This is a genomic window from Bradyrhizobium sp. 521_C7_N1_3 (genome assembly GCF_052075975.1).
In the GTDB taxonomy this organism is placed as follows: Bacteria; Pseudomonadota; Alphaproteobacteria; order Rhizobiales; family Xanthobacteraceae; genus Bradyrhizobium; species Bradyrhizobium japonicum.
The window spans coordinates 7,253,880-7,278,025 of the sequence record NZ_CP197232.1; the positions used below are offsets into that span (position 1 = coordinate 7,253,880).

General features: G+C 63.9%; 21 protein-coding genes. 9 read left to right on the plus strand and 12 right to left on the minus strand.

Annotated features, from left to right (window positions below):
- The first annotated feature begins 85 nt into the window (after nt 1-85).
- From AB7008_RS34235 to AB7008_RS34245, 3 genes are read left to right on the plus strand one after another with little or no spacing between them, the layout of a single operon-like run.
- Nucleotides 86-781 carry an SDR family NAD(P)-dependent oxidoreductase gene (locus AB7008_RS34235; protein WP_304490634.1) on the plus strand — a complete coding sequence of 232 codons (696 nt, stop codon included), beginning with the start codon at nt 86-88 and terminating at the stop codon, nt 779-781.
- Nucleotides 778-1,500, plus strand: a complete 723-nt coding sequence (locus AB7008_RS34240) for a metallophosphoesterase family protein (RefSeq protein ID WP_304490635.1) — start codon at nt 778-780, stop codon at nt 1,498-1,500. Before AB7008_RS34235 ends, AB7008_RS34240 begins: the two co-directional genes overlap by 4 nt.
- 9 nt (nt 1,501-1,509) lie before the next feature.
- Entirely contained in the window at nt 1,510-2,454 is a 945-nt protein-coding gene (locus tag AB7008_RS34245) for an ATP-grasp domain-containing protein (protein WP_304490636.1), read from the plus strand.
- Between the two features lie 12 nt (nt 2,455-2,466).
- Here the strand turns inward: AB7008_RS34245 and AB7008_RS34250 are convergent, their stop codons facing one another.
- The 4 genes from AB7008_RS34250 to pseG all read right to left on the minus strand — a co-directional run bounded on the left by AB7008_RS34250 (nt 2,467) and on the right by pseG (nt 7,221).
- A complete protein-coding gene (locus AB7008_RS34250) occupies nt 2,467-3,339 on the minus strand; it encodes a class I SAM-dependent methyltransferase (RefSeq protein WP_304490637.1) in 873 nt (290 codons plus the stop codon).
- Nucleotides 3,340-3,375: 36 nt separating this feature from the next.
- Nucleotides 3,376-4,776: a surface carbohydrate biosynthesis protein gene (locus AB7008_RS34255; protein ID WP_304490638.1), complete on the minus strand. Its 1,401-nt coding sequence runs from the start codon at nt 4,774-4,776 to the stop codon at nt 3,376-3,378.
- The gene (gene pseI / locus AB7008_RS34260) at nt 4,769-5,875 is read right to left on the minus strand and encodes a pseudaminic acid synthase (RefSeq protein ID WP_304490639.1); all 1,107 of its coding nucleotides are present in this window, start codon (nt 5,873-5,875) and stop codon (nt 4,769-4,771) included. The genes AB7008_RS34255 and pseI overlap by 8 nt, the downstream gene beginning before the upstream one ends.
- A gap of 251 nt (nt 5,876-6,126) precedes the next feature.
- Nucleotides 6,127-7,221: a UDP-2,4-diacetamido-2,4,6-trideoxy-beta-L-altropyranose hydrolase gene (gene pseG / locus AB7008_RS34265; protein WP_304490640.1), complete on the minus strand. Its 1,095-nt coding sequence runs from the start codon at nt 7,219-7,221 to the stop codon at nt 6,127-6,129.
- A gap of 178 nt (nt 7,222-7,399) precedes the next feature.
- Here pseG and AB7008_RS34270 point away from each other — a divergent pair, with 178 nt between their 5' ends.
- The 4 genes from AB7008_RS34270 (at nt 7,400) to AB7008_RS34285 (ending at nt 13,178) form a co-directional block, all read left to right on the plus strand.
- Complete coding sequence (locus tag AB7008_RS34270) at nt 7,400-8,800, plus strand: capsular polysaccharide export protein, LipB/KpsS family (RefSeq protein ID WP_304490641.1); 1,401 nt, start codon at nt 7,400-7,402, stop codon at nt 8,798-8,800.
- A gap of 12 nt (nt 8,801-8,812) precedes the next feature.
- Nucleotides 8,813-9,562, plus strand: coding sequence for a glycosyltransferase family 2 protein (locus AB7008_RS34275; protein WP_304490642.1), 750 nt, complete (start codon nt 8,813-8,815; stop codon nt 9,560-9,562).
- Nucleotides 9,563-9,646: 84 nt separating this feature from the next.
- Nucleotides 9,647-11,125 (plus strand): DUF6056 family protein, encoded by a 1,479-nt coding sequence (locus AB7008_RS34280; protein ID WP_304490643.1) that lies wholly within the window; start codon nt 9,647-9,649, stop codon nt 11,123-11,125.
- Between the two features lie 235 nt (nt 11,126-11,360).
- Entirely contained in the window at nt 11,361-13,178 is a 1,818-nt protein-coding gene (locus tag AB7008_RS34285; RefSeq protein WP_441260223.1) for a chloride channel protein, read from the plus strand.
- On the opposite strand, the gene rfbG is transcribed toward AB7008_RS34285, so the two are convergent.
- Both rfbG and rfbF read right to left on the minus strand, forming a co-directional pair.
- Nucleotides 13,142-14,215, minus strand: a complete 1,074-nt coding sequence (rfbG, locus tag AB7008_RS34290; protein ID WP_441260224.1) for a CDP-glucose 4,6-dehydratase — start codon at nt 14,213-14,215, stop codon at nt 13,142-13,144. The genes AB7008_RS34285 and rfbG overlap by 37 nt on opposite strands.
- A complete protein-coding gene (rfbF, locus tag AB7008_RS34295) occupies nt 14,212-14,982 on the minus strand; it encodes a glucose-1-phosphate cytidylyltransferase (protein ID WP_014493827.1) in 771 nt (256 codons plus the stop codon). The genes rfbG and rfbF overlap by 4 nt, the downstream gene beginning before the upstream one ends.
- 219 nt (nt 14,983-15,201) lie before the next feature.
- Between rfbF and AB7008_RS34300 the strand changes: the two genes are divergently transcribed.
- Nucleotides 15,202-16,164, plus strand: a complete 963-nt coding sequence (locus AB7008_RS34300; protein WP_028160193.1) for a UDP-glucuronic acid decarboxylase family protein — start codon at nt 15,202-15,204, stop codon at nt 16,162-16,164.
- Between the two features lie 43 nt (nt 16,165-16,207).
- Nucleotides 16,208-17,518, plus strand: a complete 1,311-nt coding sequence (locus AB7008_RS34305) for a hypothetical protein (RefSeq protein ID WP_304490646.1) — start codon at nt 16,208-16,210, stop codon at nt 17,516-17,518.
- Here the strand turns inward: AB7008_RS34305 and AB7008_RS34310 are convergent, their stop codons facing one another.
- From AB7008_RS34310 to asnB, 6 genes are all read right to left on the minus strand, one after another.
- Nucleotides 17,519-18,715 carry a glycosyltransferase family 4 protein gene (locus AB7008_RS34310; RefSeq protein ID WP_304490647.1) on the minus strand — a complete coding sequence of 399 codons (1,197 nt, stop codon included), beginning with the start codon at nt 18,713-18,715 and terminating at the stop codon, nt 17,519-17,521.
- On the minus strand, nt 18,708-19,640 hold the full coding sequence (locus AB7008_RS34315; protein ID WP_304490648.1) for an NAD-dependent epimerase/dehydratase family protein: 933 nt from the start codon (nt 19,638-19,640) through the stop codon (nt 18,708-18,710). The genes AB7008_RS34310 and AB7008_RS34315 overlap by 8 nt, the downstream gene beginning before the upstream one ends.
- 2 nt (nt 19,641-19,642) lie before the next feature.
- Nucleotides 19,643-20,455 (minus strand): class I SAM-dependent methyltransferase, encoded by an 813-nt coding sequence (locus tag AB7008_RS34320; RefSeq protein ID WP_369525467.1) that lies wholly within the window; start codon nt 20,453-20,455, stop codon nt 19,643-19,645.
- A gap of 28 nt (nt 20,456-20,483) precedes the next feature.
- Complete coding sequence (locus AB7008_RS34325; RefSeq protein ID WP_441260225.1) at nt 20,484-21,083, minus strand: acyltransferase; 600 nt, start codon at nt 21,081-21,083, stop codon at nt 20,484-20,486.
- Between the two features lie 133 nt (nt 21,084-21,216).
- A complete protein-coding gene (locus tag AB7008_RS34330) occupies nt 21,217-22,302 on the minus strand; it encodes a glycosyltransferase (RefSeq protein ID WP_304490651.1) in 1,086 nt (361 codons plus the stop codon).
- Nucleotides 22,303-22,305: 3 nt separating this feature from the next.
- On the minus strand, nt 22,306-24,144 hold the full coding sequence (gene asnB / locus AB7008_RS34335) for an asparagine synthase (glutamine-hydrolyzing) (protein WP_441260226.1): 1,839 nt from the start codon (nt 24,142-24,144) through the stop codon (nt 22,306-22,308).
- Nucleotides 24,145-24,146: the final 2 nt, after the last annotated feature.

The following is a 24,146-nucleotide window of genomic DNA, read 5'->3' on the forward strand; positions in this document are numbered from 1 at the left end:
ACCCGGCAACTCACCACCGCGACTGGGCATTTCAAAGCGGCCCGTGTCGACAGAATACCGGGGAATGTGCGAAAGGAAGGCCCGCATGGATCAACAGCGCGCTATCATCATCACCGGTGCCTCACGCGGGCTCGGCTTTGAGCTGCTCGATCTACTTGTTGCGGCCGACGCAAGACCGATCGCGCTAGGCCGGCGCCTCGATCCGCGCCACGCGGCGGCCTCAGCCAGGAACGCCTGCGTTTTCGTGGCTGCCGACTTATCCGCGTTGGAGAGCCTGGATCAAATCGACCTCGCCGGCGCTTTGCCACAAACCACCGATGAGATTGTCCTGATCAGCAATGCCGGTTCGGTTGAGCCGATCGGCACGCTCGGCGTCATCAACTCCGCCTCGCTTGCCGCGGCATTCGCGGTCAATGCTCTGGCTCCAGCGATCCTGGCCCGCAAGCTTCTCGCGGCCGCCGATTCGCGGCGGACAAGGTTGCGCATCCTCAACATCAGCACGGGAGCAGCGCGCCGCCCGCTGCCGGGACTTGCCGCATATTGCGCCAGCAAGGCCGCAGCCATGATGATGTTTGATTGCCTGGCCACGGAGCGATCCGACGTCGCCATCGAGCATATTGATCCGGGCGTGCTCGACACTGACATGCAAAGCATGCTGCGCAGCGCCGACGATCAGGCTTTGCCGGTACGGCAGATGTTTGCGAGCTTCGAGACCGAGGCTAAGCTTAAACGTCCTCGCGATGTCGCCCGCGATATCCTCATGCGGGCCGGGTTGCTATGAAGATTGCCGTACTCGCGGACATCCATGGTAATGCCGCGGCTCTGCGAGCTGCTCTCGTCGAGGCGCTCAAGAAAGGCGTCGAGCATCTGGTCGTGCTCGGCGATCTCATCGGCTACTACTATGCCGCGCGCGACGTGCTTGAACAATTGAGGGAGTGGCCCTTCGTCGCGATCCGGGGCAACCATGAGCGGATGCTCGCTGAAGCTCTCAAGAATGATGGGGCCATGCAAACCTACCGCGAACGGTATGGCAGCGCGCTGGACGTGGCGGCGACAACGCTTGAGCCGCAGGACATCGATTGGCTGATCGGCCTGCCCGACCGGGCAAGCGTCGATCTCGGCGGACTGGTGCTGGAGCTGTGCCATGGCTCGCCACGCGATCCCGATGAGTACGTCTATCCCGATGCAAAAGCTGCCACGCTGGAAGCTTGCCGGGTCGCCGGAGCCGATCTTGTGCTGATGGGACACACTCACTATCCCATGCTTGCCGCCGGCGAGCGCCCTCTGCTCCTCAATCCAGGCTCGGTTGGGCAGGCACGTGATCGCGGAGGATTTGCGTGCTGGTGCCGCATCGATACCGACACGCGTGTCGTGGTGCTGGAGCGAACCCCCTATGATACGCGTGCACTCGTTGAAGAAGCGCGGCGGCGGGACAGCCACTTGCCCTACCTCGCGGATGTGCTCGAACGAGGCAATCCCACAGCCGCCGGGACAAGCTGAGACCGCGAAATGATTTACGACACCATGCTGATCACGGGATGCGCTGGCGATATCGCGCTGGCGCTGGCCCGTATCGCGCGAGGAGCAGGCGCAGTGCGCCGGCTGATCGGTTGCGACATCCATGCAGATCATGCCGGTCCCGCCTTCTTTGATGTGTGCGAGGTGGCACCGCGCGCGAACGATGGCGCGTACCTCGAGGCGCTCGAACGAATCGTCAAGACACACGGCGTCGACGTGATCGTGCCGATGTCGGAAGCGGAGATTTCCGTGCTGCTTGCCGCCGGGCACTTGGGTGCTTTCGCTGGAGTACCGGTCCTGGCTGCAAACCAGCTCGCAGTCGAGACGGGCCTCGACAAATATGCGACGTTCAATCGGCTTGCCGCGCACGAGCTTGGAGTGCCGTGGACCCGCATCGTCGGAGAAGCGCCGCCACCCACCTTGCCGTGCATCCTCAAGCGTCGGCGCGGCCAGGGCAGCAAGGATCTGCGCGTGGTCGGCACAGAGGCGGAAGTCGAGATCGCCAATCAGACGCGGATCGGCGACCTGTGGCAGGAGTTGTTGTTGCCTGAGGACCAGGAATACACCTGCGGCCTGTATCGGAGCCGTGCCGGCGAAACCCGTATGATCGCACTCCGCCGCCGGTTGCAGGGCGGACTGACCGGCACAGCCGTAGTGGCCGACAGCACGCCGTTCGGTCCGCTGCTGCATGGAATAGCGGACGCGCTTCAGCTCAATGGTTCGATTAACGTGCAGCTGCGGCTGACGGCCGACGGCCCGAAGGTGTTCGAGATCAATCCGCGCTTTTCGAGCACGGTCCGCTTCCGCGACAGATTGGGCTTTCGCGACTTCATCTGGTCGTTGCAGGATTCACGTGGGCTTGCCATCGGGGACTATCGTGCGCCTTCTCCGGGCATACGGATGTATCGCTGCGCCGATGAAGTCATCATCGGCTGAAATTCGGCCCGTTCAGCGCCGCACCACGATACAGATATCCCTGCCCAATCCCGCTGTGAAGATCGACCTGAACAAGCCGAGCCTGGCCTCAACGTCGATTCCACTTGCATAACGGAAGAACTTTCGTCGCAAGGAATGCGCCGAGGAGCCGAGCTTCTTGTCTTTGTAGTAATTGAACGCATCCTCCATCAAGAGATGGTCGATGGGGTAATCGCCAAAGCAGTCAAGGACGGAGAAACCGTTACGCCTGCCAAGCTCGGGAAGCGCCTTCGTCGTGAAATAGTGCAGGTGCACGGGCGGCACGAAGATGGAAAGCTCTTCCTTGCTTGTATCGCCGAATATGATCGAATGAAGCTCCGAGAAATCGTTTGGAACTTCGATGATCGCGAGCCCACCGGGAGCCAGATAAGACGCAATGCGCGCCATGATGGCGTCCGGATCGATGACGTGCTCGATGACGTTCTTGCAATAAACCAGGTCAAACGCGACGCCTTCGAAATGACGCCGGGAGCCGATGTCCCCGGCGACGAAATGGCTGGGGTTGCTGTCGATCAGATCGCGATTTTGCCGTTCAATGCCGACCAGCGAGTGGTCCACGCCGTAGACATTGAAGCCGCGTCGCCGCGCCGACTTCAGGACAAACCCCTCGCCGCACCCGAGATCAAGCACATTTCCCTTGGCGACGCCGTGAAGCGCTGAGAAGTCGAGTGCGACATTCGCCCGATCGTCGAAATAGTCGAGCTCTACCTTCTCGTACGTCTTGGCGTATTGCCCGGTCGGGTCCTGATAATAGGACTCGCGATAATGCCTCTCGATCTCCTCGATGCTGGGCATCGGCTCGGCTGAGTGACCATATACGGAGGGAACGCATCGATATTTCTGCATTTGGCTACTCGTGAGAGAGATCCAGGGAACGTGAGGTCAGCTCGCTTCCGTCAATTGCAGGCTGGCGCCGCTCACAGCCCCGGCCATCCGGCGCGTGTCGCCAACGACCCTGCGGACGGAAAATCGCCTGCCATCCACGGAAGCGGCGTCTATCCGGCCGAGCACGGCGCCGACCATGTCCACCGCGAAGGACTTGGCGAGGCGACGACACTCGATCTCGGGCGAGCTAAACCGGCGACGCAGGGCCGAGGTCGCCTTGTACCCAAGCGTGGCACGGGCCATGGCGACCACACGGCCGCGCAACGAAGGTCGCGACACGATACCGGAACGCACCTTGCCGCGAGCCGTCGCGATTGTGTCGAGGATGACATCGGCCACGCGGATCGAGCTTGCGCCGTCGATGGCTGTAAAGAGATCGCTGATGATCTGGCGGCGGAATTGCGCGGTTTCATCGGCAACCGAGGGCATCCGCCTTTCCAGCCCATCCTTGACCAACGCGATCAGATCCGATTCCGACGCGACCGGACGGCTGACCTGTGCGGCGGCCTGAACACGCAGGGAAGGCGTATTGAACCACTCCATGCTCAGCGGCTCGACATTCAGCATCGTTGCTTCAATGGCCGTCGAGCAATTCTGGTGGATCAGCAGGGATGCCCGATTGATCCACTCGATCGACGTGCCTTCCTGCCGCACCTCGAAATTCGGGTAGGCGGCCAACGCATCGTATGATCTGATGTTTTCGAACGGGTGCGGACGCAGCACGAAATGCACGTCGGGAAAATGCTCGGCGAGCTTCTTCGACATCTCGAGCGTCGATTGATAGGCGTGCCTCGCCTCGATGACGACCTGATTTGCGTAGTCCCTGGAATAGCCGGCGTTGACGATGGTCTCCACCTCATCATCCGGACCTCTGGAGAAACGCGGATTGACCGTCGGAAAATTCGTGTTGAGGAGCACATACCCCGCACCGACCGACGGCTTGGACAGTGCCGCGCGCCACGGCCCCGCACAGAAATCGTATCGCGGACACCCGGTGGCATGCAGGATATGCGCGGGCACGGTCCCGTGCTTGAGGAAGGCCGCCCGTTGCGCCTGTCCCCAGACACAATAGAGGTCGAGCAGATCGGGAGAGCCCGCGGTCTTGACCAATTTGGCAAACTCGTCGGCATTGTTGCCGCCGATACCCTCGGTATCCAGCACGCCGACCAGCATGCCTGCCCGCTTGTAACGCTTGATCAGGTCGGCATTGTTTGGTCGCGTGTAATTCAACAGCACCAGATCGGGTTGCAGCGCCGGAACGTCGAAGCCCTGTTCGTACATGGGAACGAGGGTGACCTTCACGCCTCGCGTCGCTAGCTCCCGCCCGAGCAGAACCAACCCCTCGAGGTCACGAAGCGGATTGTCGACGATCAGGCAGACATGCGGCTGCTCAGGCACGGGCGTTCCTCGGCACGGCCTGTCGCGGCTCCGCAGCGTCAGCTGGCGTCAGAAGGTCCCAGCTCATCGGCGTGCCCTTGCGCACGGCGCGGCCGACGCTCTTGCCGATCAGGGTCGAGAAATATTTCGGCGGCAGTCCAAGGCCGGGGCGGATGATCCGCAGGTTCTTCTCGGTCAGGACATCCCCCGCCGCGAGGTCCTCGGCCACGTAGAGCGAGCGGCGGAACACCCGTGAGTCCTTCTCCTTCCCGGTCAGGCCGTAATGGACCTCGCCGAGCGCCATCCAGGCGCGCTCGGTCTCGACCACCAGCGAGGCCATCTCGGCGGGCTCCATCGAGAAGGTGGAGTCCACTCCGCCATCGGCGCGCGCCAGCGTAAAATGTTTCTCGATCACGCTGGCGCCGAGGGCCACGCTGGCGACGCTCGCTCCGATGCCGAAGGTATGGTCGGACAACCCGACCTCGCAACCGAACATGCCGCGCAAATGCGGAATGGTCAGGAGATTGGTGTCGGAAGGTGTCGCCGGATAGGTGCTGGTGCACTTCAACAGAACCAGCTCCTTGCAGCCAGCCTCCCGCGCGGTCCGCACGGCCTCGTCGATCTCGGCCACATTCGCCATGCCGGTCGATATGATCATCGGCTTGCCGGTCGAGGCGACCTTGCGGATCAACGGCAGGTCGGTGTTCTCGAACGATGCGATCTTGTAGCAGGGCACGCCGAGCCCTTCGAGGAAATCCACCGCGGTCGCATCGAACGGCGAGGAGAACGGGATCATTCCAAGGGCACGGGCTCGCTCGAAGATCGGCTTGTGCCATTCCCAGGGCGTGTAAGCCTGCTGGTAAAGCTTGTGCAACGAGTTGCCCTTCCACAGGCTGTTCGGATCGTCGATGAAGAATTCGCCCTGATCGAGATCGAGCGTCATCGTGTCAGCGGTATAGGTCTGCAGCTTCAGCGCGTGCGCGCCGGTCTTCGCCGCGGCATCGACGATGGCCAACGCCCGGTCGAGCGATTGATTGTGGTTGCCCGACATTTCCGCGATGATGAACGGCTTGTGCGACCGGCCGATCGAGCGCCCCGCAACTGAGATCTTGTCCGTCATCGATTGCTCCTAACGCTCACGGGTCGCGGTTCCATCGTATCAAACGGCGCCCCGGCCGGCTCGTTTGTCTAGCCACCTATTGTCGCGGGCCGATTCACGCCATTCCGATAACAGTCCAGCATCGTCTTTGGTAGCCGATCGTCCCGAAACGGTTGCATCGCGAACCATCCCCAAGCAGCTCCGCCATAGGCGCGGACCATCGATTAGTCAACCGAATGGGCAGGGTCTCAGGCTCGCTTCCCATTGGAAAGTCAGGAGAAAATTGCGCGGCGGACACGCTGCGCGCCGTCGCCGTCGACGAGGGCCAATGCGATTTCGCCCATCGACCGCACCTGCCCCGGATTGCGCAACAGCGAATGCAGCACCTGCGCGATCGCCGCCTCGGTCACCGACGCGGCTGCACCGACATGCACAATCGCCCCGGCTGCTGCGAGGGCCGTGAGGACGTCGGCCTGGTTCTCGGCAATGCCGATCGCCACCGTCGGCAGGCCAAGGCAGCAACGCTCCCAGCTCATCACGCCGCCAGCACCGATCGACAGATCGGCGCGCCGCATCAGTTCGGCAATATTGTTCGCTCCGCGATGCAGCGTGACGTTCGCTATCCCGCGGCAGAGCGCATCCACCGACGCCGCATGCGGATTGGTCGCTCCAATGACGACATCCGCCGCAAGGCGCGACATCGCAAGGCTCGCGACCGCCTCCAGCGCCTTCGCGGTCTCATTGCTCGGATCGGAGCCGCCGAAGCAGATCAGGATGCGATTGATCGCGCCGCTGCGCCGGGTGAGGAGCGCACGCTGCGCGGCAAACTCCGGACGAAGCAGCGCGTAGCCGGGCCCGAGCAGTTGCACGCAGGTGACCGAGACGCGGTCGCGATAGCGCGTCTCCATCTGCGATACGAGGTTCTGGTCGAGCAGTATCTCGCAGTCGTGCGCACGGTCGGCGAGGTCGTCGATGGCGAGGATGCGCATGCCGTTGCGCCGGCAGGCTTGCTCCCATCTTGCGTCGAGGGCGTAATGATCGACGATGAGCCATTCGGCTGCACCGATCTCGTCGAGGGCGCTGCGGGTCTGGTCTGCGTCCTCCAGCCAATTGGTCGGCAGCCAATGCACGTAGGGCCCGCCGCCGTTGTCAGCCCCGGCCGGCCGGACGAGCGGATCGGATAGCAGCCGCACCGCGTGTCCGTGGCTCTCGACAAGGTGTGCCAGCCCGGCTGCGTGGCTGCGCATGAGGAAGCACGATCGCGCTCCGTCCGCGGCGAGGGCGTCGGCAAGCGTGAGACACCGCGTGAGGTGACCAAGCCCCATCTCGACCGAAGCATCGACGCGGAAGACGACCTGCTTATTCATCGCTTTGCGCCCGCCTTCCTCTATCCCGCCCCGGGCCGCCGGCACCGGTGCCCGCCACGGTGGGCCAGATAGGGCCGTCTCCTACCACACTTCGGCGGTGGAACCGGCCCCAATCCACCCTTGAGCTATCGTGCAGGCTTCTATATGCGGAAACCGCAACCGAGCAACCCCGCCCCGCATGTCGCCCGAGAAAACCCTTCTGATCACGACGCTGGCCGAATACCAGACCCGATTCTGGATTCCGGTGGCGCAGCGGCTGCGCGCGGCGGGATATGCGGTCGAGCTGCTCGCCTTCGACGATCGGAGCGCCGAGATGTCGGCGGCCGCAGGCGTCCCGGTCATGAACATGTACCGCGAAGGCCTCAAGACCGGCCCCTCGCCCGATGACCGGCAGGCTTTCGATGCCCGCATCGAAGCCTACGGCCTGGACGGCTCCAACTTCCTGTTCAGCCACGAGCGCTTCACATTCGGCATCCGCGACACCGCCGCGCTGCGCCGTCGCTTCATGATCTACACCAACGCCATGGAGGCGCTGCTCGACCGGCTGGAGAGCCAAGGCAAACGCGCCGAGCTGGTGCAGGAGCTCGGCGGCTTCCTCTCCGTGATCACGAGCTTCTACGCCGCGAAGCGCCGCGGCATCCGCAACTGGTTCATCGAGCCATCGTTCTTTCGCGGACGGATGTATTTCACGCCCGACAGTTTTGGCGCGCCCGAGATGATGGCGAAGCCCGCCGACGACGTCTCGGCTGATGTGAAATCCTATCTCGATGCCACGCTGAACCAGCGCGCGATCGTGATCCCGAAGAAGGACGCGCATCATTACTCGGCGGCCTTCAAGAAGGTGGTGAACCTGCGCAACTCGCGCCGCCTCGCCGAAAAGCTGTGGGACCAGTTCGCGCTCGGCAAGCACCAGGAGTTCGGACACAATCTGCGGCACGCGAGGGTGCACGCGATGATGGCCGTCAACGCGGCGCGGCTGCGCAAGCTCTATCGCCCGATCCCCGAGACGCCGTTCGTCTACTATCCCTTCCACGTTCCCGCCGACATGGCGCTGACGCTGCGCGCGCCCGATTATCTCGACCAGGTCGCGACCGTCGACTTCCTGCTGCGGACGATTCCGGATTCGCACCTGCTCGTCGTCAAGGAGCACCCCGCGCAGATCGGCGCGATCTCGGCGGATCGGCTGTTCGAGCTCGCACGGCGCTTCGACAATCTCGTCTTGTTGCCGCCGCAGACCAACAATTACGCTGTCCTCAACCGGGCCGATGCCGTCATCTCCGTCAACAGCAAGTCGGGCGCCGAGGCGCTGCTGCTGGGCAAGCCGGTCGTGGTGATGGGCGATGCGTTCTATCGCACCTGCCCGCTGGTCTATTCGACCGACCGTCTCGCCGACGTGCCGAAGCGCCTGCGCGAGGCGCTCAGGGCCGGACCGTTCGACCCGGCCAGCGGAGCGCCTTATTTCGAAGCCGCGTGGCGGCGCTCGTTTCCCGGCGAGCTCTACATCGGCGATCCCGGGCTGCTCGACACGTTCACGGCCTCGTTGCGAGCCGCGCTCGCCGAGCCTGTGGCTGCTCACTGAACGGATCACGCGATGCCTCTCGTCTCCATCATCATGCCGTCCTGGAACGTCGAGCGCTTCATCGAGGAAACCATCCATTCGGTGCAGGCCCAGACTTTCGACGACTGGGAGCTGCTGATCGCCGATGACTGCTCGACGGACCGCACCCCCCCGATCATCGCGGAGATCGGCGAACGCGACCCCCGCGTCAAGCTGATCCGGTTGCCGAAGAACGGCGGTCCGGCGCTGGCGCGCCAGGCCGCGATCGACCAGGCCAAGGGCCGCTATCTCGCCTTCCTCGACAGCGACGATCTGTGGCTTCCCGCCAAGCTCGAGCGCCAGATCGCCTTTGCCCGCGAGAGGCGCGCCGCGCTGAGCTACACTGCGTTTCGCCGCATCGACGAGGCCAACACCATGTCCGGCCGGCTGATCGCGGTGCCGGCGCAGCTCAGCTACGATCAGCTTCTGAAGAACACCTCGATCGCGACACTGACCGCGCTGGTCGACCGCGAGATCGCCGGGCCCGTCGCGATGACCAACGAAGGCTACGACGATTTCTGCCTGTGGCTCTCCATCCTCCGGCGCGGCCATATCGCCCACGGCCTCAACGAGGATCTGGCGCGCTACCGCGTCAGGGGCTCGTCCGTCTCCAGCCGCCCGGTGCGCTCCGCCAAATGGGTCTGGAACGTCTACCGCAACGTCGAGCAGCTGCCACTGCTCAAATCGGCCTGGTGCTTCGGCCATTGGAGCGCGCGCGCCTGGCTCAAGCGGCGGCAATTCTAGCGGTACGCGAGATTTGCCCGAAATGAACGTTGCGAGCTGGATCGGTTGTCACTAGTCTGCCCCGGGGCACCGGGGGGGCTTTGGGTGTACAATCAAGACGCTATGGCGTCGGCGACGCGTCCTGTTGCCGAGCGCAGGGCCAGCCTTGCGTGGGCGCTGGGCAGCCTGTTTCCCGCGGCGTTTCTGTCCTGCCTGTTTGCGCTGACCTTGCTCAGCGCGCCCGAGCACGATGATTTCTGTTTCGCGGATCTGCACGCGCGCCACGGGTTCGTCCAGACCATTTCGATCTTCTATCAATCGCTGTCGGGCCGGGTCATGGTCCTGATCCTGGGCCAACTTCCGCCGGCGATCTCCGCGGCCGCGAATGTCAGCCTGCTGTCGGCCTATTCGCTGACGCTGGCTGCGGCTGCGGGCCTGTTCCTGTTCGGATTGGCTGTCGCGACGGTCCGCGCATGGCCTCGCGCCGGCGCGCTGCAATTGGCCTTCCTCACCTTCGCATTTGCAGGCACCGTGGTCAGCGCGACGCCGAACCTGCGCGAGTTGCTCTACTGGCTGACGGGCCTGATTTGCTACGTCCCGCCTGCGCTCCTCACCATTCTGATCCTGGGCGAGTGCACCCGGGCGCTCGACACCGAAACCGAGTTTTCCTGGCTGCTCACCATCGGCATGGCTCTGGGCGGACTCGTCGCCGCAATGTGCAACGAGTTCACCGGCGTCTGGCTGCTGTTGATCCTCGCCGGATCCCTCCTCGCGCGCCACCTCTTCGGTCAGCCGCGCCAGATCGCGCATCACGGCCTGATCGCCGTCGCCATCGCCGTCGGCTTCGTCGTCGTGGTATCGGCCAGCGGCAATAGCGCGCGCATGGAGCAGCTCCCGAATGGCGGTCACCTCCTGCCGTCGCTGATCAACGGCTTGCGCGACTCGCTCGTCGGGCTCGGCCGATTTTTCCGCGAGCCCGCAATCGTCGTCTCGCTGATCGCCGCAGGCGCCATCGCCCTCGTCGAGCCGGAGCCAGCGAGGCCGGCACATGCCAACGGCAAGATGCTGGCGCTCGGCATCGTCGCCACCTGCCTGGCCTGCTGCTACTTCGAATATTTCACGCATCGGTATGCGACGGGGTTCCGGCTCGTCGAAAGAGCGCAGAACGAGGCACTGATCCTGCTGCTGTTCGGACTGATGCTGAGTGTCAGACTATTGGTCCGGGCGCACCGCAGGCAATTGCGCGAGCGCCTTTCGGCAGGCCGCTATCGCGGCCTCCTCGACCCGGTCACGCTGCCGACCAGCCTTGCGCTTCTCATGATCGCCTCGCTCGGCTTCAGCTCAACGTCGTCGCTACTGCGCAAGCAGTGGCAAGACCTCTACCCGTACTGGGAGGAAAGCGTCGCCCGGCACGTCCTCCTGACAACAAGCATCGAACCGGTGATCGCCGTTCCCTGGCATAAATGGACACCCTCTCTGCTGATGACCGCCGACGTCACGGCCAATGCCGACCGATTGCCGAACGACTGCATCGCCAGATATTATCGCAAGTCCGCCATCTACGTCGCCGACGTGCCGCTTTGACCGGCCGCTCTTTGCCAGAGAGTTGAACAAACACGCAGTCTCCCGGCAGGCGCGCATCGCCGCGATTCTGGAATTGCCGCGCCAAGCGGCCTTTCAACTTATTTTCGACTCGATCTTCCCGCCATCAATGACCCATTGATTTATATCGCCTTACGATATATTTCCGCCGAGCCGGCGGCTGTGACCGGCTCTGCTCCGTCATCCTTATAATTGCGTAGTTCCCGATCGGACCAAGATGCCACGCTCCATCCCCGCCAATTCCCTGCCGCGCCTTGGCGACTTCACGACAGACCGGCGTGTTCTGATGCTGGTTGCCATGGCCGTCTTCGTCGGCGCCGGCGGCGCGGCGACGGCGTGGCTGTTGCTGCACGCCATCGCGATCGTCACCAATGCGGTATGGCTGCAAACGCTGAGCACGCAGACGCTCTCGCTGTCGGGCGTGAAACCTGGCGCCTGGATGGTGGCGGCTCCAGCCGTCGGCGGCCTCGTCATCGGCCTGATGGCGCGCTTTGGCTCGGAGAAGATTCGCGGCCACGGAATTCCCGAGGCGATCGAGGCCATCCTCATCGGCGGCAGCCGTCTCCAGCCGAAAGTCGCCGTCCTCAAACCGCTGTCGTCGGCCATCTCGATCGGTACTGGCGGCCCGTTCGGCGCCGAGGGCCCGATCATCATGACCGGCGGCGCCGTCGGCTCTCTCTTCGCCCAATGCTTCCATCTCACCGCCGCCGAGCGCAAGGCGTTGCTGGTCGCCGGGGCGACTGCGGGTATGACGGCCATCTTCGGAACCCCGGTCGCCGCCGTCATGCTCGCCGTCGAGCTTCTCCTGTTCGAGCTGAAGCCGCGCAGCCTGATTCCCGTGATCGCCGCCTGCGTGGTGTCGTCGGCGCTGCGGCCCTGGCTGATCGGCACCGGGCCGCTGTTTCCGTTCGCCGGCCAGCTCGATTTGCCGTGGTGGGGACCGCTTGCCTGTATCGGCATCGGCATCGCCGCAGGATTGCAATCGGGATTGCTGACCACTCTCCTGTACAAGGCCGAGGACTTCTTCGGCCACCTGCCAATTCACTGGATGTGGTGGCCGGCGATCGGCGGATTGTTCGTCGGCGCCGGCGGCCTGATCGAGCCGCGCGCGCTCGGTGTCGGCTACGATATCATCGGCGACCTGCTCAACGACCACATTGCGGTGTCGGCGACGGTCCTGATCCTGCTCGTGAAGTCGGCGATCTGGATCGTTGCCTTGGCATCGGGCACCTCCGGCGGCGTCCTCGCGCCGCTTCTCATTTTCGGCGGCTGCGCCGGCTGGCTCGAAGGACAGTTGCTGCCGGGCGCGCATGGTGCGTGGGCGCTCATCGGCATGGCCGCAATGATGGGCGGCACCATGCGCTCACCGCTGACCGCGATACTGTTTGCCGTCGAGCTGACCGGCGACTTTGCAATGCTTGGACCGCTTCTGATTGCCACGAGCGCGGCTTATGCGCTCACCGTGTTGCTGCTCAAGCGCTCGATTCTCACCGAGAAGATCGCGCGGCGCGGCCAGCACGTCGTGCGCGAATACGGCATCGACCCGTTCGACCTGCTTCGCGTCAACGAGGTGATGGTGAAGGATGTCGATACTCTGCCCGCAACGATGACCGTCGGCGAAGCCGTATCGTTCTTCTCCGGCGGGGAACGACGTCACAAGTCTTATCCGCTGATCGATGCCGGCGGACGGGTCTCCGGTCTCGTCGGCCGCTCGGACGTCCTGCGGTGGCGCGCGGAAAGCGCCGACGGCCGCGACACCCTGTTCGACTGCGCCTCGGACCGCTCGCTCACGCTCGGCTATCCCGACGAGCCCGTGTCGCATGTTGCCGATCGGATGGTTCTGGCCGATGTCGGGCGGGTGCCGATCGTCCAGCGCGAGACCGGGCATCTCGTCGGCCTGGTCGCCCGCAAGGATCTCCTGCGCATTCGCGCCACGGCAAGATCGGTCGAGACGCGGCGGTCCGCTTTCTTCGGCCCCGGCCGCCGCGAGCCGTCACATCACGCGACCGTCCTCGACGACGCGCCGACGACCTGATCGAGCTGGTCGAGCGAGAATTTGCGCAGGTCCCGGCCTTCGCGCAGCGCCTTGTACCAGTCAACGGTGAGGCGCAGACCCTGGGCCAGATCGAGCCGCGGCGTCCAGCCGAGCTCGCCGCGCGCCTTGGCGCAGTCTAGCCTGAGATAGGCGGCTTCGTGCGGATGCGGGCCGGCATCGGCCGTCCAGCGCGCGCCGTCGCCCCACAGCGCGATCAGATGTTCGACCACGGTCCCGACCGGCACCTCGCTTGCCGCGTCGGGCCCGAAATTCCAGCCGCCGATGAAATGGTCGTCGCCCGCCAGCCGCTCGACCAGCTTGAGATAGCCGAGCACCGGATCGAGCGCGTGCTGCCACGGCCGCACCGAATTGGGATTGCGGATGCGCAGCGCCTCGCCAGCGAGGAAGGCCTGCATCGCGTCGGGCACCAGACGGTCGCGCGCCCAGTCGCCGCCGCCGAAGACATTGCCGGCGCGCGCAGTCGCGACACGCGCCGCGCCCTTCGCATTGAAGAAGCTGTGACGATAGGAGTGCGTCACGAGCTCGGCGCAGGCCTTGCTGTTGCTGTAGGGATCGTCGCCGCCGAGACGGTCGCTCTCGCGGAAGGCCGCGCCCGTGCCGTTGTTCTCGTAGCATTTGTCGGTGGTGACGATCAGCATCGCCTGAAGCGAGCGAAGCTGCCGTGCCGCCTCCAGCACGTGCACCGTGCCCATCACGTTGGTCGCAAACGTCTCGACCGGCTCCTCATAGGACGGGCGCACCAGCGCCTGCGCGGCCATGTGGATGACGACGTCGGGATCGACCTCTGCCATTGCGCCGCGCAACGCCGAGAGATCGCGGATGTCGGCCACGCGGTGCTTGATGTCGTCGGCGATGCGGGCCGTCACGAACAGCGCGGATTGATGCGTCGGCGGCAGTGCATAGCCGTAGACGGTGGCGCCGAGACGACGCAGCAGCAGCGAGGCCCACGCGCCCTTGAAGCCGGTATGCCCGGTCAGAAAGACCTTCTTGCCGCGCCAGAATGTCGGATCCGTCACCAGACCCTCCATTTGGCCCGGTTGCCCGCCCACTCGGCCTCGAGGAAATTGCGATCGCGCAGCGAATCCATCGGGTGCCAGAAGCCGGGATGCACATAGGCGCGCAAATCGTCACCGCGCACGAGCTGCTCCATCGGCTCGCGCTCCCAGATCGTCTTGTCGCCCGTGATCAGCTCCCCAACCGACGGCGACAGCAGGAAGAATCCGCCATTGATCCAGCCGCCGTCGTCATTGGGCTTCTCCTCGAAATTGACCACCCGGTCGCCTTCGATCGCGACCGCGCCGAACCGTTTCGCGGGCCGCACCACCGAGACGGTGGCCCTGCGCCCATGCGCCTTGTGGAAGGCGATCTCGGCGGCGAGGTCGATGTCGGCGACGCCGTCGCCATAGGTCAGCGCAAAGAACGGCTCGTTCGCGACGTAAGGCAGCACCCGCTTCAGCCGGCCGCCGGTTTGCGTGTCCTCGCCGGTGTCGACCAGCGTGACCCGCCAGGGCTCGGCGGTCTCACGATGCACCTCCATCCGGTTCTCGGCGAGATGGAAGGTGACGTCGGACATGTGCAGGAAGTAGTTCGCGAAGTACTCCTTGATCATGTAGCCCCGGTAGCCGAGGCAGATCACGAAATCATTGAAGCCGTAATGGCTGTAGATCTTCATGATGTGCCACAGGATGGGCCGGCCGCCGATCTCGACCATCGGTTTCGGCCGCGTGCTGGTCTCTTCGGCAATTCGGGTTCCTAGACCACCCGCGAGAATTACGACCTTCATTCACCTGGCTCCAAACGGGAACACGGATCCCCTTGCATTCCTGACGGCTTCTATACGAACCAGAGACAGCTGAAAAACCGTCCAGGCGCAACCTTGGGATATTCACAGCGGTAATATATTACTAAATGCAAACCTATTGGCCTTTCTGCCCGTAGCCGATACCACTCTGCCGGCCGCACTTGGCGAGGCCGCCCCCCCGAGACCCAGCTGGAACCGATAATGCCGTTTGAAAGCTACAAGAACAGCCGCATCCTCGTGACCGGGGGCGCCGGCTTCATCGGATCGCACATCTGCGAGCGGCTGCTCGACGCCGGCGCCGAGGTGGTGTCCGCGGACAATTATTTCACCGGCAGCCGGCGCAACATCGCCCATCTGATCGCAAACCCGCTGTTCGAGGCGGTCCGGCACGACGTCACCTTCCCGCTCTATATCGAGGTCGACGCGATCTTCAACCTGGCCTGCCCGGCCTCGCCGATCCACTACCAGCGCGACCCCGTGCAGACCACCAAGACCTCGGTGCACGGCGCCATCAACATGCTCGGCCTCGCCAAGCGGCTCAAGGCGCGGATCTTCCAGGCCTCGACCAGCGAGGTCTACGGCGATCCGCTGATCCATCCCCAGACCGAGGATTATTGGGGCAACGTCAACCCGATCGGCATCCGCTCCTGCTACGACGAAGGCAAGCGCTGCGCCGAGACGCTGTTCTTCGACTACTGGCGCCAGCATGGCCTGCCGATCAAGGTCGCGCGCATCTTCAACACCTACGGCCCGCGCATGCAGCCCAATGACGGGCGCGTGGTGTCGTCCTTCATCGTCCAGGCGCTCAAGGGCGAGGCGATCACCGTGTTCGGCGACGGCGGACAGACCCGCTCGTTCTGCTATGTCGACGATCTCGTCGAGGCCATCCTGCGGCTGATGGTGACGAACGAAGACGTCACCGGCCCGATCAATCTCGGCAACAACTCCGAGTTCACGATCCGCGAGCTCGCCGAGAAAGTCATCGAGCTCACGGGCTCGCGCTCGAAGCTGGTGTTCAAGCCGCTGCCGCAGGACGACCCGCGGCAGCGCCAGCCCGACCTCGCCAAGGCGAAGGCGACGCTGAACTGGGAGCCGAAGGTTGCGCTCGAGGACGGCCTGAAGGAGACCATCGCTTATTTCAAGCACTCGCTCGAAATCGCCTGATCCCGCTCGCAGCTCACCCCGTCCGCAAGCGAGCCCGTCCGCCATGAGCGCTCTGTCCGACATCATCAGCAACCTGCGAGCCCGGCTCGACACCAGGGCCGCTTTGACGACTCTGGTGCTGTTGCATAGCGCTGTCGCCTGCCTGTCCCTGATCAGGGTTGCGACTTTCCAGTCCTATATCCACTTCAGCGGCGACCGCGTCTGGATCGCGGTCGCCATCGCGTCCGCCTTCTCGATCGTCTCGCTGCTGTTCGCTGCCGCCCGGTTCAGCTTCGGCTATTTCGTTGGCTTCTATTTCTACACGATGATCCTCGGCTTCCTGTGGATCGACGTCTTCTCCGAATACGGCTATCCGCGATTGCTCGCGGGGTTTTCGGCGGGCTTGTCGCTGGTACTGGTGCTGTTGCCCATGCTGTTCGTGCGGGCGCCGTTCCGGCAGCTCGTCGCACTGTCGAATGCCCGCTTCGAGCATCTGTTGACGCTGATCCTGGCGATCTCCATCGGCACCATCGCCGTCGCCTCGACCTACAATTTCCGCCTGGTCGCGATCGCAAACATCTACGATTACCGCGGCGAGATCGCATTTCCCGGCCCGGTGCGATATCTCATCGGCTGGGTCTCCAGCACATTGCTGCCGTTCGCCTTCGCCTGTTACTGGCTACTCGGCCATCGCTGGCGTGCCGTGCTGGTCGTGATCCTGCTCCTCTTCTTCTATCCGATCACACTGACGAAATTTACCTTCTTCACGCCCGCGTGGCTGTTCGCGCTGACCGTGCTGTCACGCTTTGCGCCGGCGCGAACTTCGGTCATCCTTTCGATCTTCATTCCCATGCTGATCGGCCTCGTCGGGAACGTCGCAACAGGCGCAAGCCTCAACGGATTCGTCGGCCGATATTTCGACCTCGTCAACATCCGGATGATCGCGACGACATCGAGTGCGCTCGACATCTACAACGATTTCTTTGCGAGCCATCCGCTGACCCATTTCTGTCAGATCTCGCTGCTGAAAACCGTAATGCCTTGCGCCTACCAGGATCAACTGTCGGTAGTGATGCAGGAAACGTACGGGTTCGGCATGCTCAACGCCTCCCTGTTCGCGACGGAGGGTGTCGCCTCGGTCGGACTTTACCTTGCGCCCCTGACAGCACTTGCGGCGGGTTTCATCCTGGCTCTGGGCAACCGGGCCTCGGCAGGACTGCCGCAGCGCTTCGTGCTGATCTCCAGTGGCACGCTACCGCACGTTCTGCTCAACACGCCGCTTTCCGTCGCCATGGTGACCCACGGCGCCGCGCTTCTCTTCCTGCTCTGGTATGTGACGCCGCGAGGCATCTTCGATGCGGACGGGAAACCCTGACTAGGGAGCTCCCGGATTCTTCATCACATCCGCGGTCAGCCGGACGAAATCGGCAACGAAGGCTTTGACGCGCTCATCGAGATTGGGCAGGAGGTCGCGGACGATCCCAGGATCGGCCGATCGCGCGACCTGCGACATGTGCTCGGCCAAGGCTTCGGCATCGCGGATGCCGAAATATCGCGCGCGGCCCTCGGTCTGCTCGCGATGCACCTCGAGGCCGGACAGCAGCATCGGGACACCAAACGACTTTGCTTCCTCGACGGTGGTGCTCCACCCCTCGCACTCCGAAGGATTGATGAGCGCCGCCGATGCGCGCAGGAGCGCGTAGACATGGTCGAGCGGGATCATTCCGAGATGCCGGAAGTTCGTCTCGAGGCCGCGCGCTTTGACCTCTTGCATCATCGCTTCAAAACGACCGGGCTCGCGAAAGTCCAGCGTGCTTCCCGAGGCCGCGACGACGACGTCCAGCCCCCTGCGTTTCAAGAGGTCAAGCGCATCGACGACGAGCTGGTGATTCTTGTGACGCCAGAACTGGTTCGGCAGATAGAAATAGCGCGGCGGCAAGCCGTAGCTTGCGATCACGTCGGACGGATTCGTGGCGAGGAGGCTGGCCGGCGGTTCGGTCGCAAACCGGACCACGGAGACGGCGTTCAACAGGCCCGGATAGAATTTCTTGAGATCACCAAGTGCGCTGGCGCTGCTCAACATGACGTGGCGGCCGGAGGCAAGCTGGATCCGAAAGCCGAGATCACGCCGCCAATAGGCGCTCCTCGAGAAAAGATGCGGGAGCAAGCGGTGCTGGAAATCCGGGAACCAGGCGATAGCCGGGAACGGCAGACGCCAGCCAAAGAAGCGCGCGGATTCGAACACCATGTCGATCTTGCGAGTGCTGAACTCGGCGACGGCGGGACCGTCCAGACCAAAGGCAATCGCGCGGGCGAGGTCCGTCGCACGGGCAAGGCCGGTCGCGGCATGATCGAACACCGGCGAGCGCACGACCTCGACGGCGGGAATGCCGGCCAGCGCCACGATCTCCTCGGAATCATCAGCCGTTCCGGCAAACAGCACGGGCGTCACCGATCCCGGCGCGTGCCTGTTGAGCGCCTCGAACAGATTGCGTTGATAGTTATGGCCTCCCGCCCATAGGCGGCGCGGAATGTTGGTGAAGGCGATCCGCACCGGCGCGCGCTCAGGCACGGGCTTGGCCCCTGAACCATTCGACGTAGTCGGCCAGGCCGCGCTCCAGCGGGATGTGCCAATCGAAATTCATGTCGAGCACGCGCCCGTTATCGGCCAGCAGGCTCGTCGGATCGCCCGGCCGCGCGACGCCGGAAAACCGCACGACCGTGTTGCCGCCCCAATGCCCGATCAGGCCTTCGGCAATGCCGGCCACGCTCACGCCGCGCCCGGAGCCGCCATTGATCACGCCAAAATCGTCCTGCCACGGCGCTTCCGCGACGCGCGCCAGCAGGCGAACAACGTCGCGAACGTCGGTCCAGTCCCTGATCTCGGCCCCCGTCCCTCCGAGATTAAGCGTGCGCTGCTCGTTCCGCAGCCGCGAGCAGATGTCCCACAGAAGCTGCTTGCGAAGGTTGGGACCATAGACCGAGAACAATCGCACGACCATGCAGCGAACGCCGAAACTTTGGACGTAACTGTGACACAGCTGCTCCATCATCCGCTTGTGGTGGCCGTAGGGCGACATCGGCGCCAGCGCCGCGCTTTCGGGAATCGGACTGGTATGATCGGCACCGTAGACCGCAGCGCTCGACACCACCACCAGCCGGCTCGCGGGCGCAAAGCTTCGAAGCCATTCAAGCAGGCGCGCCGTACTGGCTACGGTCCGCGAAAAATCCTCGAACGGACGCTCTATCGACAATCCGACGGACGATCCACCGGCGAGATGGAAGACGTGCGACGGCAGTCCGTGCGCAGCAGCGAGCGCATTCAGGTTGGCCGCGTCGACCTCGCCGTTGATCCAGGCCTGCAAGCCGAGCGCGCGCGCATCGCCCGGATCGAGGGCGCCATGGCCGACACCATGCACCGCATGCCCGCCGCCCGCCAACTCGCGGACGAGATGGCGGCCGATGAACCCGTTCGCACCGGTAACCCACATGGACATCGTTAGGCCTTGTGACAGACGAACGAATAGAGCCGGCCAGGCCGGTGGTCAAAGCGCTCGGCAAGCGAGAGCAGGGAAGCGAAGACGCGTTGCGATGCAAACGCGGCACGCCACAGCGGAGCGACCGGAATCCTCCGTGTCAGTTTCTCCACGACTGCGGATCGCAGCGTCTGCATCGTGTAGGGGAATAGATTGATAGGGCTCTGCAGCGGAGCCAATGTCTCGACCTCAGCAAAGCCGGCCGACGTCAGCGCACCGGTATAGCGGTCGAGAAGGTAAGCATGCTCGCCGCCGTAGAGGTGATGCAGCGGATGCTGATCGAGGAATTGCTGAAGGTCGCTTTCCTTGCTGATCACGTGCTCGCGCGCGGCGATCAGCATGCCGCCGGGGCGAAGCACACGAAACATCTCACGGCACGCACCGTCGAGATCGCGCGTGTGATGCAGCACGGCGCGCGCAAATACGAGATCGAATGTCTCGTCAGCGAATGGCAGTCGCTCGGAGAACTCCTCGACAACGTGGATGGCCAGCTCCGCCTGCGCCGCAAGATCGCGGATCGCTGCGGCGCCGACGATCGCGCTGCCATCGGGCTCGAGGGCGGTCACCTCAAATCCGCTGCGGGCCAGTGCGTAGCTCGCAATGCCGCGACCGGCACCGACGTCGAGTGCCGAACCGGAGCGACCGGACAGCAACGCCGCAACCGCCTGCCATTCGGAGCTTCGAAAATAACGCTCGGCAGCCGCAGCCAGCGGATCGTCGTAGAAGGCGTCACGTACGAGTTGGCCCTGATCCGGCTGATTGCGGAGCCAGACCACTGCTTCCTCCCATGTTCGGAATTGCCGGTCACCGGTCATCCAGGCGAAGCTCCTGCGTTGCGACAGCCTGCCTTTCCACCGGGTCGCTGTCATCGAGCATGCGAATGACGCGCGCCGGGTTTCCTGCGACGAGAGCATTGGGCGGGACATCGCGCGTCACGACGGAGCACGCGGCAACGACGGCGCTCTCGCCGATGGTCACCCCCTTCAGAACGGTCACGTTGAATCCGATCCACGCCCTGTCGGCGATCACGACCGGCGCAGTGGGAACGTGACTCCAGTCTTTGTGGCCGCGGCCCCAATCGCGCACGTCGTTGCGCCGCAAATCCCACTGGAGATTGTGCGAATCGTGGTCGACGATGGTGGCACCCCAGGACACCAACACGTCATCTCCGATCGAGACGTTGCGAAAGCAGATCAGATTGGACAGACCAACATAGCTCCGGCTGCCAATGCGAACGTCGGCTCCTTCGTCCTCGAAAGTGATGTTGGCGTGAATGATCGACTCGTCCCCGATCGTCAGCCGGTTGCCTCGCACGCGACGCAGCCGACGCCAAGCCACCGACGTCTTGCGCCCGACCGTGACCGCGCCGGACCGCCAGCTTTTCCACCCGAGCAGGATATCCAACGCACGAATCGGGAGCGAAGCTGCCATCACGCCAGCCTTGCCTTCGCAGCACCGACTGCAGCAAAGCCGCCTGCCGCTGCCCGACCATCGCTCTTGAGCGTCATGGCAGATCCTAGGACGTGCATGCTTGCTCCTAGAGACGTTCCAAGAGGCTTCTAAATAGAGCCCACTGTTGCTCTTTGCTATACAAATCTCGGACTGCGGCGCGGCCGCGTTCGGCGGCTGCCTTCATCTCCGTCCAGTTGTTCAGGGACGTCTCGATTTTGGCCAGGCAGTCGCTGCCGCCGTCATAGGTCACGATCGTCTCAGAATCCATTCCCACCGGATAGTGCCCGGCGTCCGACATCAGCAGGGCACCGCACCCCATCGCCTCGAAGCAACGCATGTTGCCGCGATCGCTGCCCGACATGTCGATCGCACCATTTAGCACGATCTTGGCCGAGCCGATCAGTTCATAGAGATCGCGCCCGAATACCGGTGGCTGGGCGATTTTGGCGACAGCCTCTGGACGCCGGTGCTGTCGCAGCGGCAGCAATCGTCCGATCGCGCTTTCGGCCAGCCTGGTCAGGCGCGATGCATCGAGACACAGCACGATATTGCGTCTGCCGGCGAGATGCGCGACCTGCTCCAGCGTCTTGGCGCGCGCGCGATGGTGGCGCGAGTAGCCACCGACGAAGACAACGTCGAACGGACGCTCGCCGTGACCATACTCGTCCATCACGGGATCATGCGCCGGGAAGAACAATTCGGCGCGGCATCCCTTGCTGCGCCACATGTCGAGGATCGAAGGAAAGTTTCCAACCACGGCGCCATAGGCGGTGAAGTCGGCATTTCCTGATGGCGCCGCGCGCCAGCACAGCGTCTTCTTCACGCAGCCCGGCAACTTGGCAACGAACGCGCTGGGATAGCGCACGGGGTCGAGGTTGTAGAACACCTCGGTGGCGTGGTGCTCGATCTGTGCGAGCAGGATGGCATCGAGCGTCGGCTCGCCCGACATACCCTGCTCGCGCGCCCAGCGCCGCTGCAGGACCTCGTCGTCACCATTGGTAAAGAAGGCCTCCGCCGATCCATCGAGCACCGGCAACAGGAAATGCGACGCACCGAAGCGGTCGTGCAGAAACACGTCCCGCCGCTCCGCGAAGCTCTGGGTACCCGCCGCCAGCTTGTTCAGCCGTGGCACATAGGACGGGTAAAGGCCAAAATTCTGAAATAGGCGCATTGTCTATGCGTACCTTGCCAACATCCATTTCATGTTCAGATACGGCCAGATCCGTCCGACCGCCTCCCAGTCCCACGTCTTCGACGCCGTCAAGCGGCTGACCGCCCGGCGCAAGGCCGTTTCATCGACCAGTTCGGCAAACGCCGGCACCTCGCGAGCGAGCAGGTCTGCCGTCCAGCCGGCCAAGGCTCCGTTCAGCCATTCGGGCATCGGCGAGTTGAAGCCGACCTTGCGGCGCGCCGTGCGGATCGACTCCGGCATCAGGTTCGCCATCGCCCGCCGGGCGACAGCCTTGGTGTAGCCGTCCGCCGACTTGCTGCTTTCGGGAAGCGCCATCGTGTAGGTCACCAGGCGCCAATCCATGAAGGGCATGCGGACCTCGACGCCGTGGGCCATCGAGAGTCGATCGAAGTTGCGCAGGATGGTAGGCAGCACCGTGCTGTGAAACATGCGGTAGAGGCGGCGGTTCAGGCCGCCCCATTCACGCGGCAGCACATCATCCTCCGCGACCAGCGGCAACGAGGCCGGAAGATCGCGCAGGCCGCCACGCAGAAAATAGACGCCCTGACGCTTCAGGGCCAACATGCGCAGGAAGTCCACGCCGCGACGCGCCAGCGGCGATCGCGACGCCAGGTCTTCTGCCGCGTTCCGGATCCGAAACGCAAACGTCTGTCCTTCCTGCAAATAGGCGCCCATCAACTCGTCCGCTCCGTGGCCGTCGAGCGACACCGTCACACCGTTTTGCCTCAATTGCCGATAGATCAGCCATACCGCGCTGGGCAGGCTGATATAGACGTCGTCGAGATCGTCAAGAATCCGGTCGAGATCCGTCAGCGCATCGGCCTGCCCGATTTCAAGAAACGTGGGCTCGACCTTGGCCCAGGCTGCGGCCTCCTCGGCCATCGGCCGCTCGTCATTCAATGCACCCGGGAACGTCGCGACGAAGGCGTGGCGCCACGCGGTACTGTCGCGCGGCCCCATCCCGGCCTGCTCGTGCGACGCCATGGTGCAGATCACTGCCGATGAATCGAAGCCTCCGGACAAGCACGTCCCGATCGGCACATCGCTGCGCATCCGCAGGGCCACGGCATCCTGGAACAGCTCGCGGAAGCCGGCCACGCGCTCGGATTCCGTAGTCGGCACCGACGGCAAATGATCGACGGTCCGCCACCAGCGCCGGACGCTGACCTTGCCCTGGCGCAGCCACATGCAATGGCCGGCCTGCAGACGGCGAACCTGCCGAAACAAGGTCCGCTCGCTTCCCTCGATCCCGAAAGCGTCGAGCAACAGCCGACGCGCCACCTCCAGATCGACCGAGGGATCGATCAGTCCGCTCCGCACCAGCGCCCGCTGCTCGGAGGCGAAGACAAATCGCTCCGGCGACATGGCATAAAGCAGCGGCTTGATGCCGAAGCGATCGCGCGCGAGGAACAATTCGCGCGTGCTCGTATCGAAGATCGCCAGGGCCCACATGCCGTTGAAGCGCGGCAGCATGTCTTCCCGCCAGGCTTCCCAGGCGGCCAGGATCACTTCGGTATCGGATTCGCTACGGAACACCGCGCCCCGCGCCTCGAGCTCGCGGCGCAGCTCGAGAAAATTGTAGATCTCGCCGTTGAAAACAATGACGTAACGGCCGTCCGCAGACAGCATCGGCTGATAGCCGCCCTCGCCGGGATCGATGATCGCAAGGCGACGGTGGCCGAATGCGAGAGTCCGGTCCGGGCTGAACCAGGTTCCTTCGCCAAACGGACCACGATGCGCGATCAGGCGGGTCAGTCGCGAGATGTCGGACGGCTCGACCGCATTGCCGCGCAAATTGACGATTCCGGCGATTCCGCACATGT

Coding starts and splice junctions, on each gene's coding strand:
- AB7008_RS34235 (WP_304490634.1), top strand. CDS start 86: ATGGATCAACAGCGCGCTATCATCATCACCGGTGCCTCACGCGGGCTC.
- AB7008_RS34240 (WP_304490635.1), top strand. CDS start 778: ATGAAGATTGCCGTACTCGCGGACATCCATGGTAATGCCGCGGCTCTG.
- AB7008_RS34245 (WP_304490636.1), top strand. CDS start 1,510: ATGATTTACGACACCATGCTGATCACGGGATGCGCTGGCGATATCGCG.
- AB7008_RS34250 (WP_304490637.1), bottom strand. CDS start 3,339: ATGCAGAAATATCGATGCGTTCCCTCCGTATATGGTCACTCAGCCGAG.
- pseI (WP_304490639.1), bottom strand. CDS start 5,875: ATGACGGACAAGATCTCAGTTGCGGGGCGCTCGATCGGCCGGTCGCAC.
- pseG (WP_304490640.1), bottom strand. CDS start 7,221: ATGAATAAGCAGGTCGTCTTCCGCGTCGATGCTTCGGTCGAGATGGGG.
- AB7008_RS34270 (WP_304490641.1), top strand. CDS start 7,400: ATGTCGCCCGAGAAAACCCTTCTGATCACGACGCTGGCCGAATACCAG.
- AB7008_RS34275 (WP_304490642.1), top strand. CDS start 8,813: ATGCCTCTCGTCTCCATCATCATGCCGTCCTGGAACGTCGAGCGCTTC.
- AB7008_RS34285 (WP_441260223.1), top strand. CDS start 11,361: ATGCCACGCTCCATCCCCGCCAATTCCCTGCCGCGCCTTGGCGACTTC.
- rfbF (WP_014493827.1), bottom strand. CDS start 14,982: ATGAAGGTCGTAATTCTCGCGGGTGGTCTAGGAACCCGAATTGCCGAA.
- AB7008_RS34300 (WP_028160193.1), top strand. CDS start 15,202: ATGCCGTTTGAAAGCTACAAGAACAGCCGCATCCTCGTGACCGGGGGC.
- AB7008_RS34305 (WP_304490646.1), top strand. CDS start 16,208: ATGAGCGCTCTGTCCGACATCATCAGCAACCTGCGAGCCCGGCTCGAC.
- AB7008_RS34315 (WP_304490648.1), bottom strand. CDS start 19,640: ATGTCCATGTGGGTTACCGGTGCGAACGGGTTCATCGGCCGCCATCTC.
- AB7008_RS34330 (WP_304490651.1), bottom strand. CDS start 22,302: ATGCGCCTATTTCAGAATTTTGGCCTTTACCCGTCCTATGTGCCACGG.
- asnB (WP_441260226.1), bottom strand. CDS start 24,144: ATGTGCGGAATCGCCGGAATCGTCAATTTGCGCGGCAATGCGGTCGAG.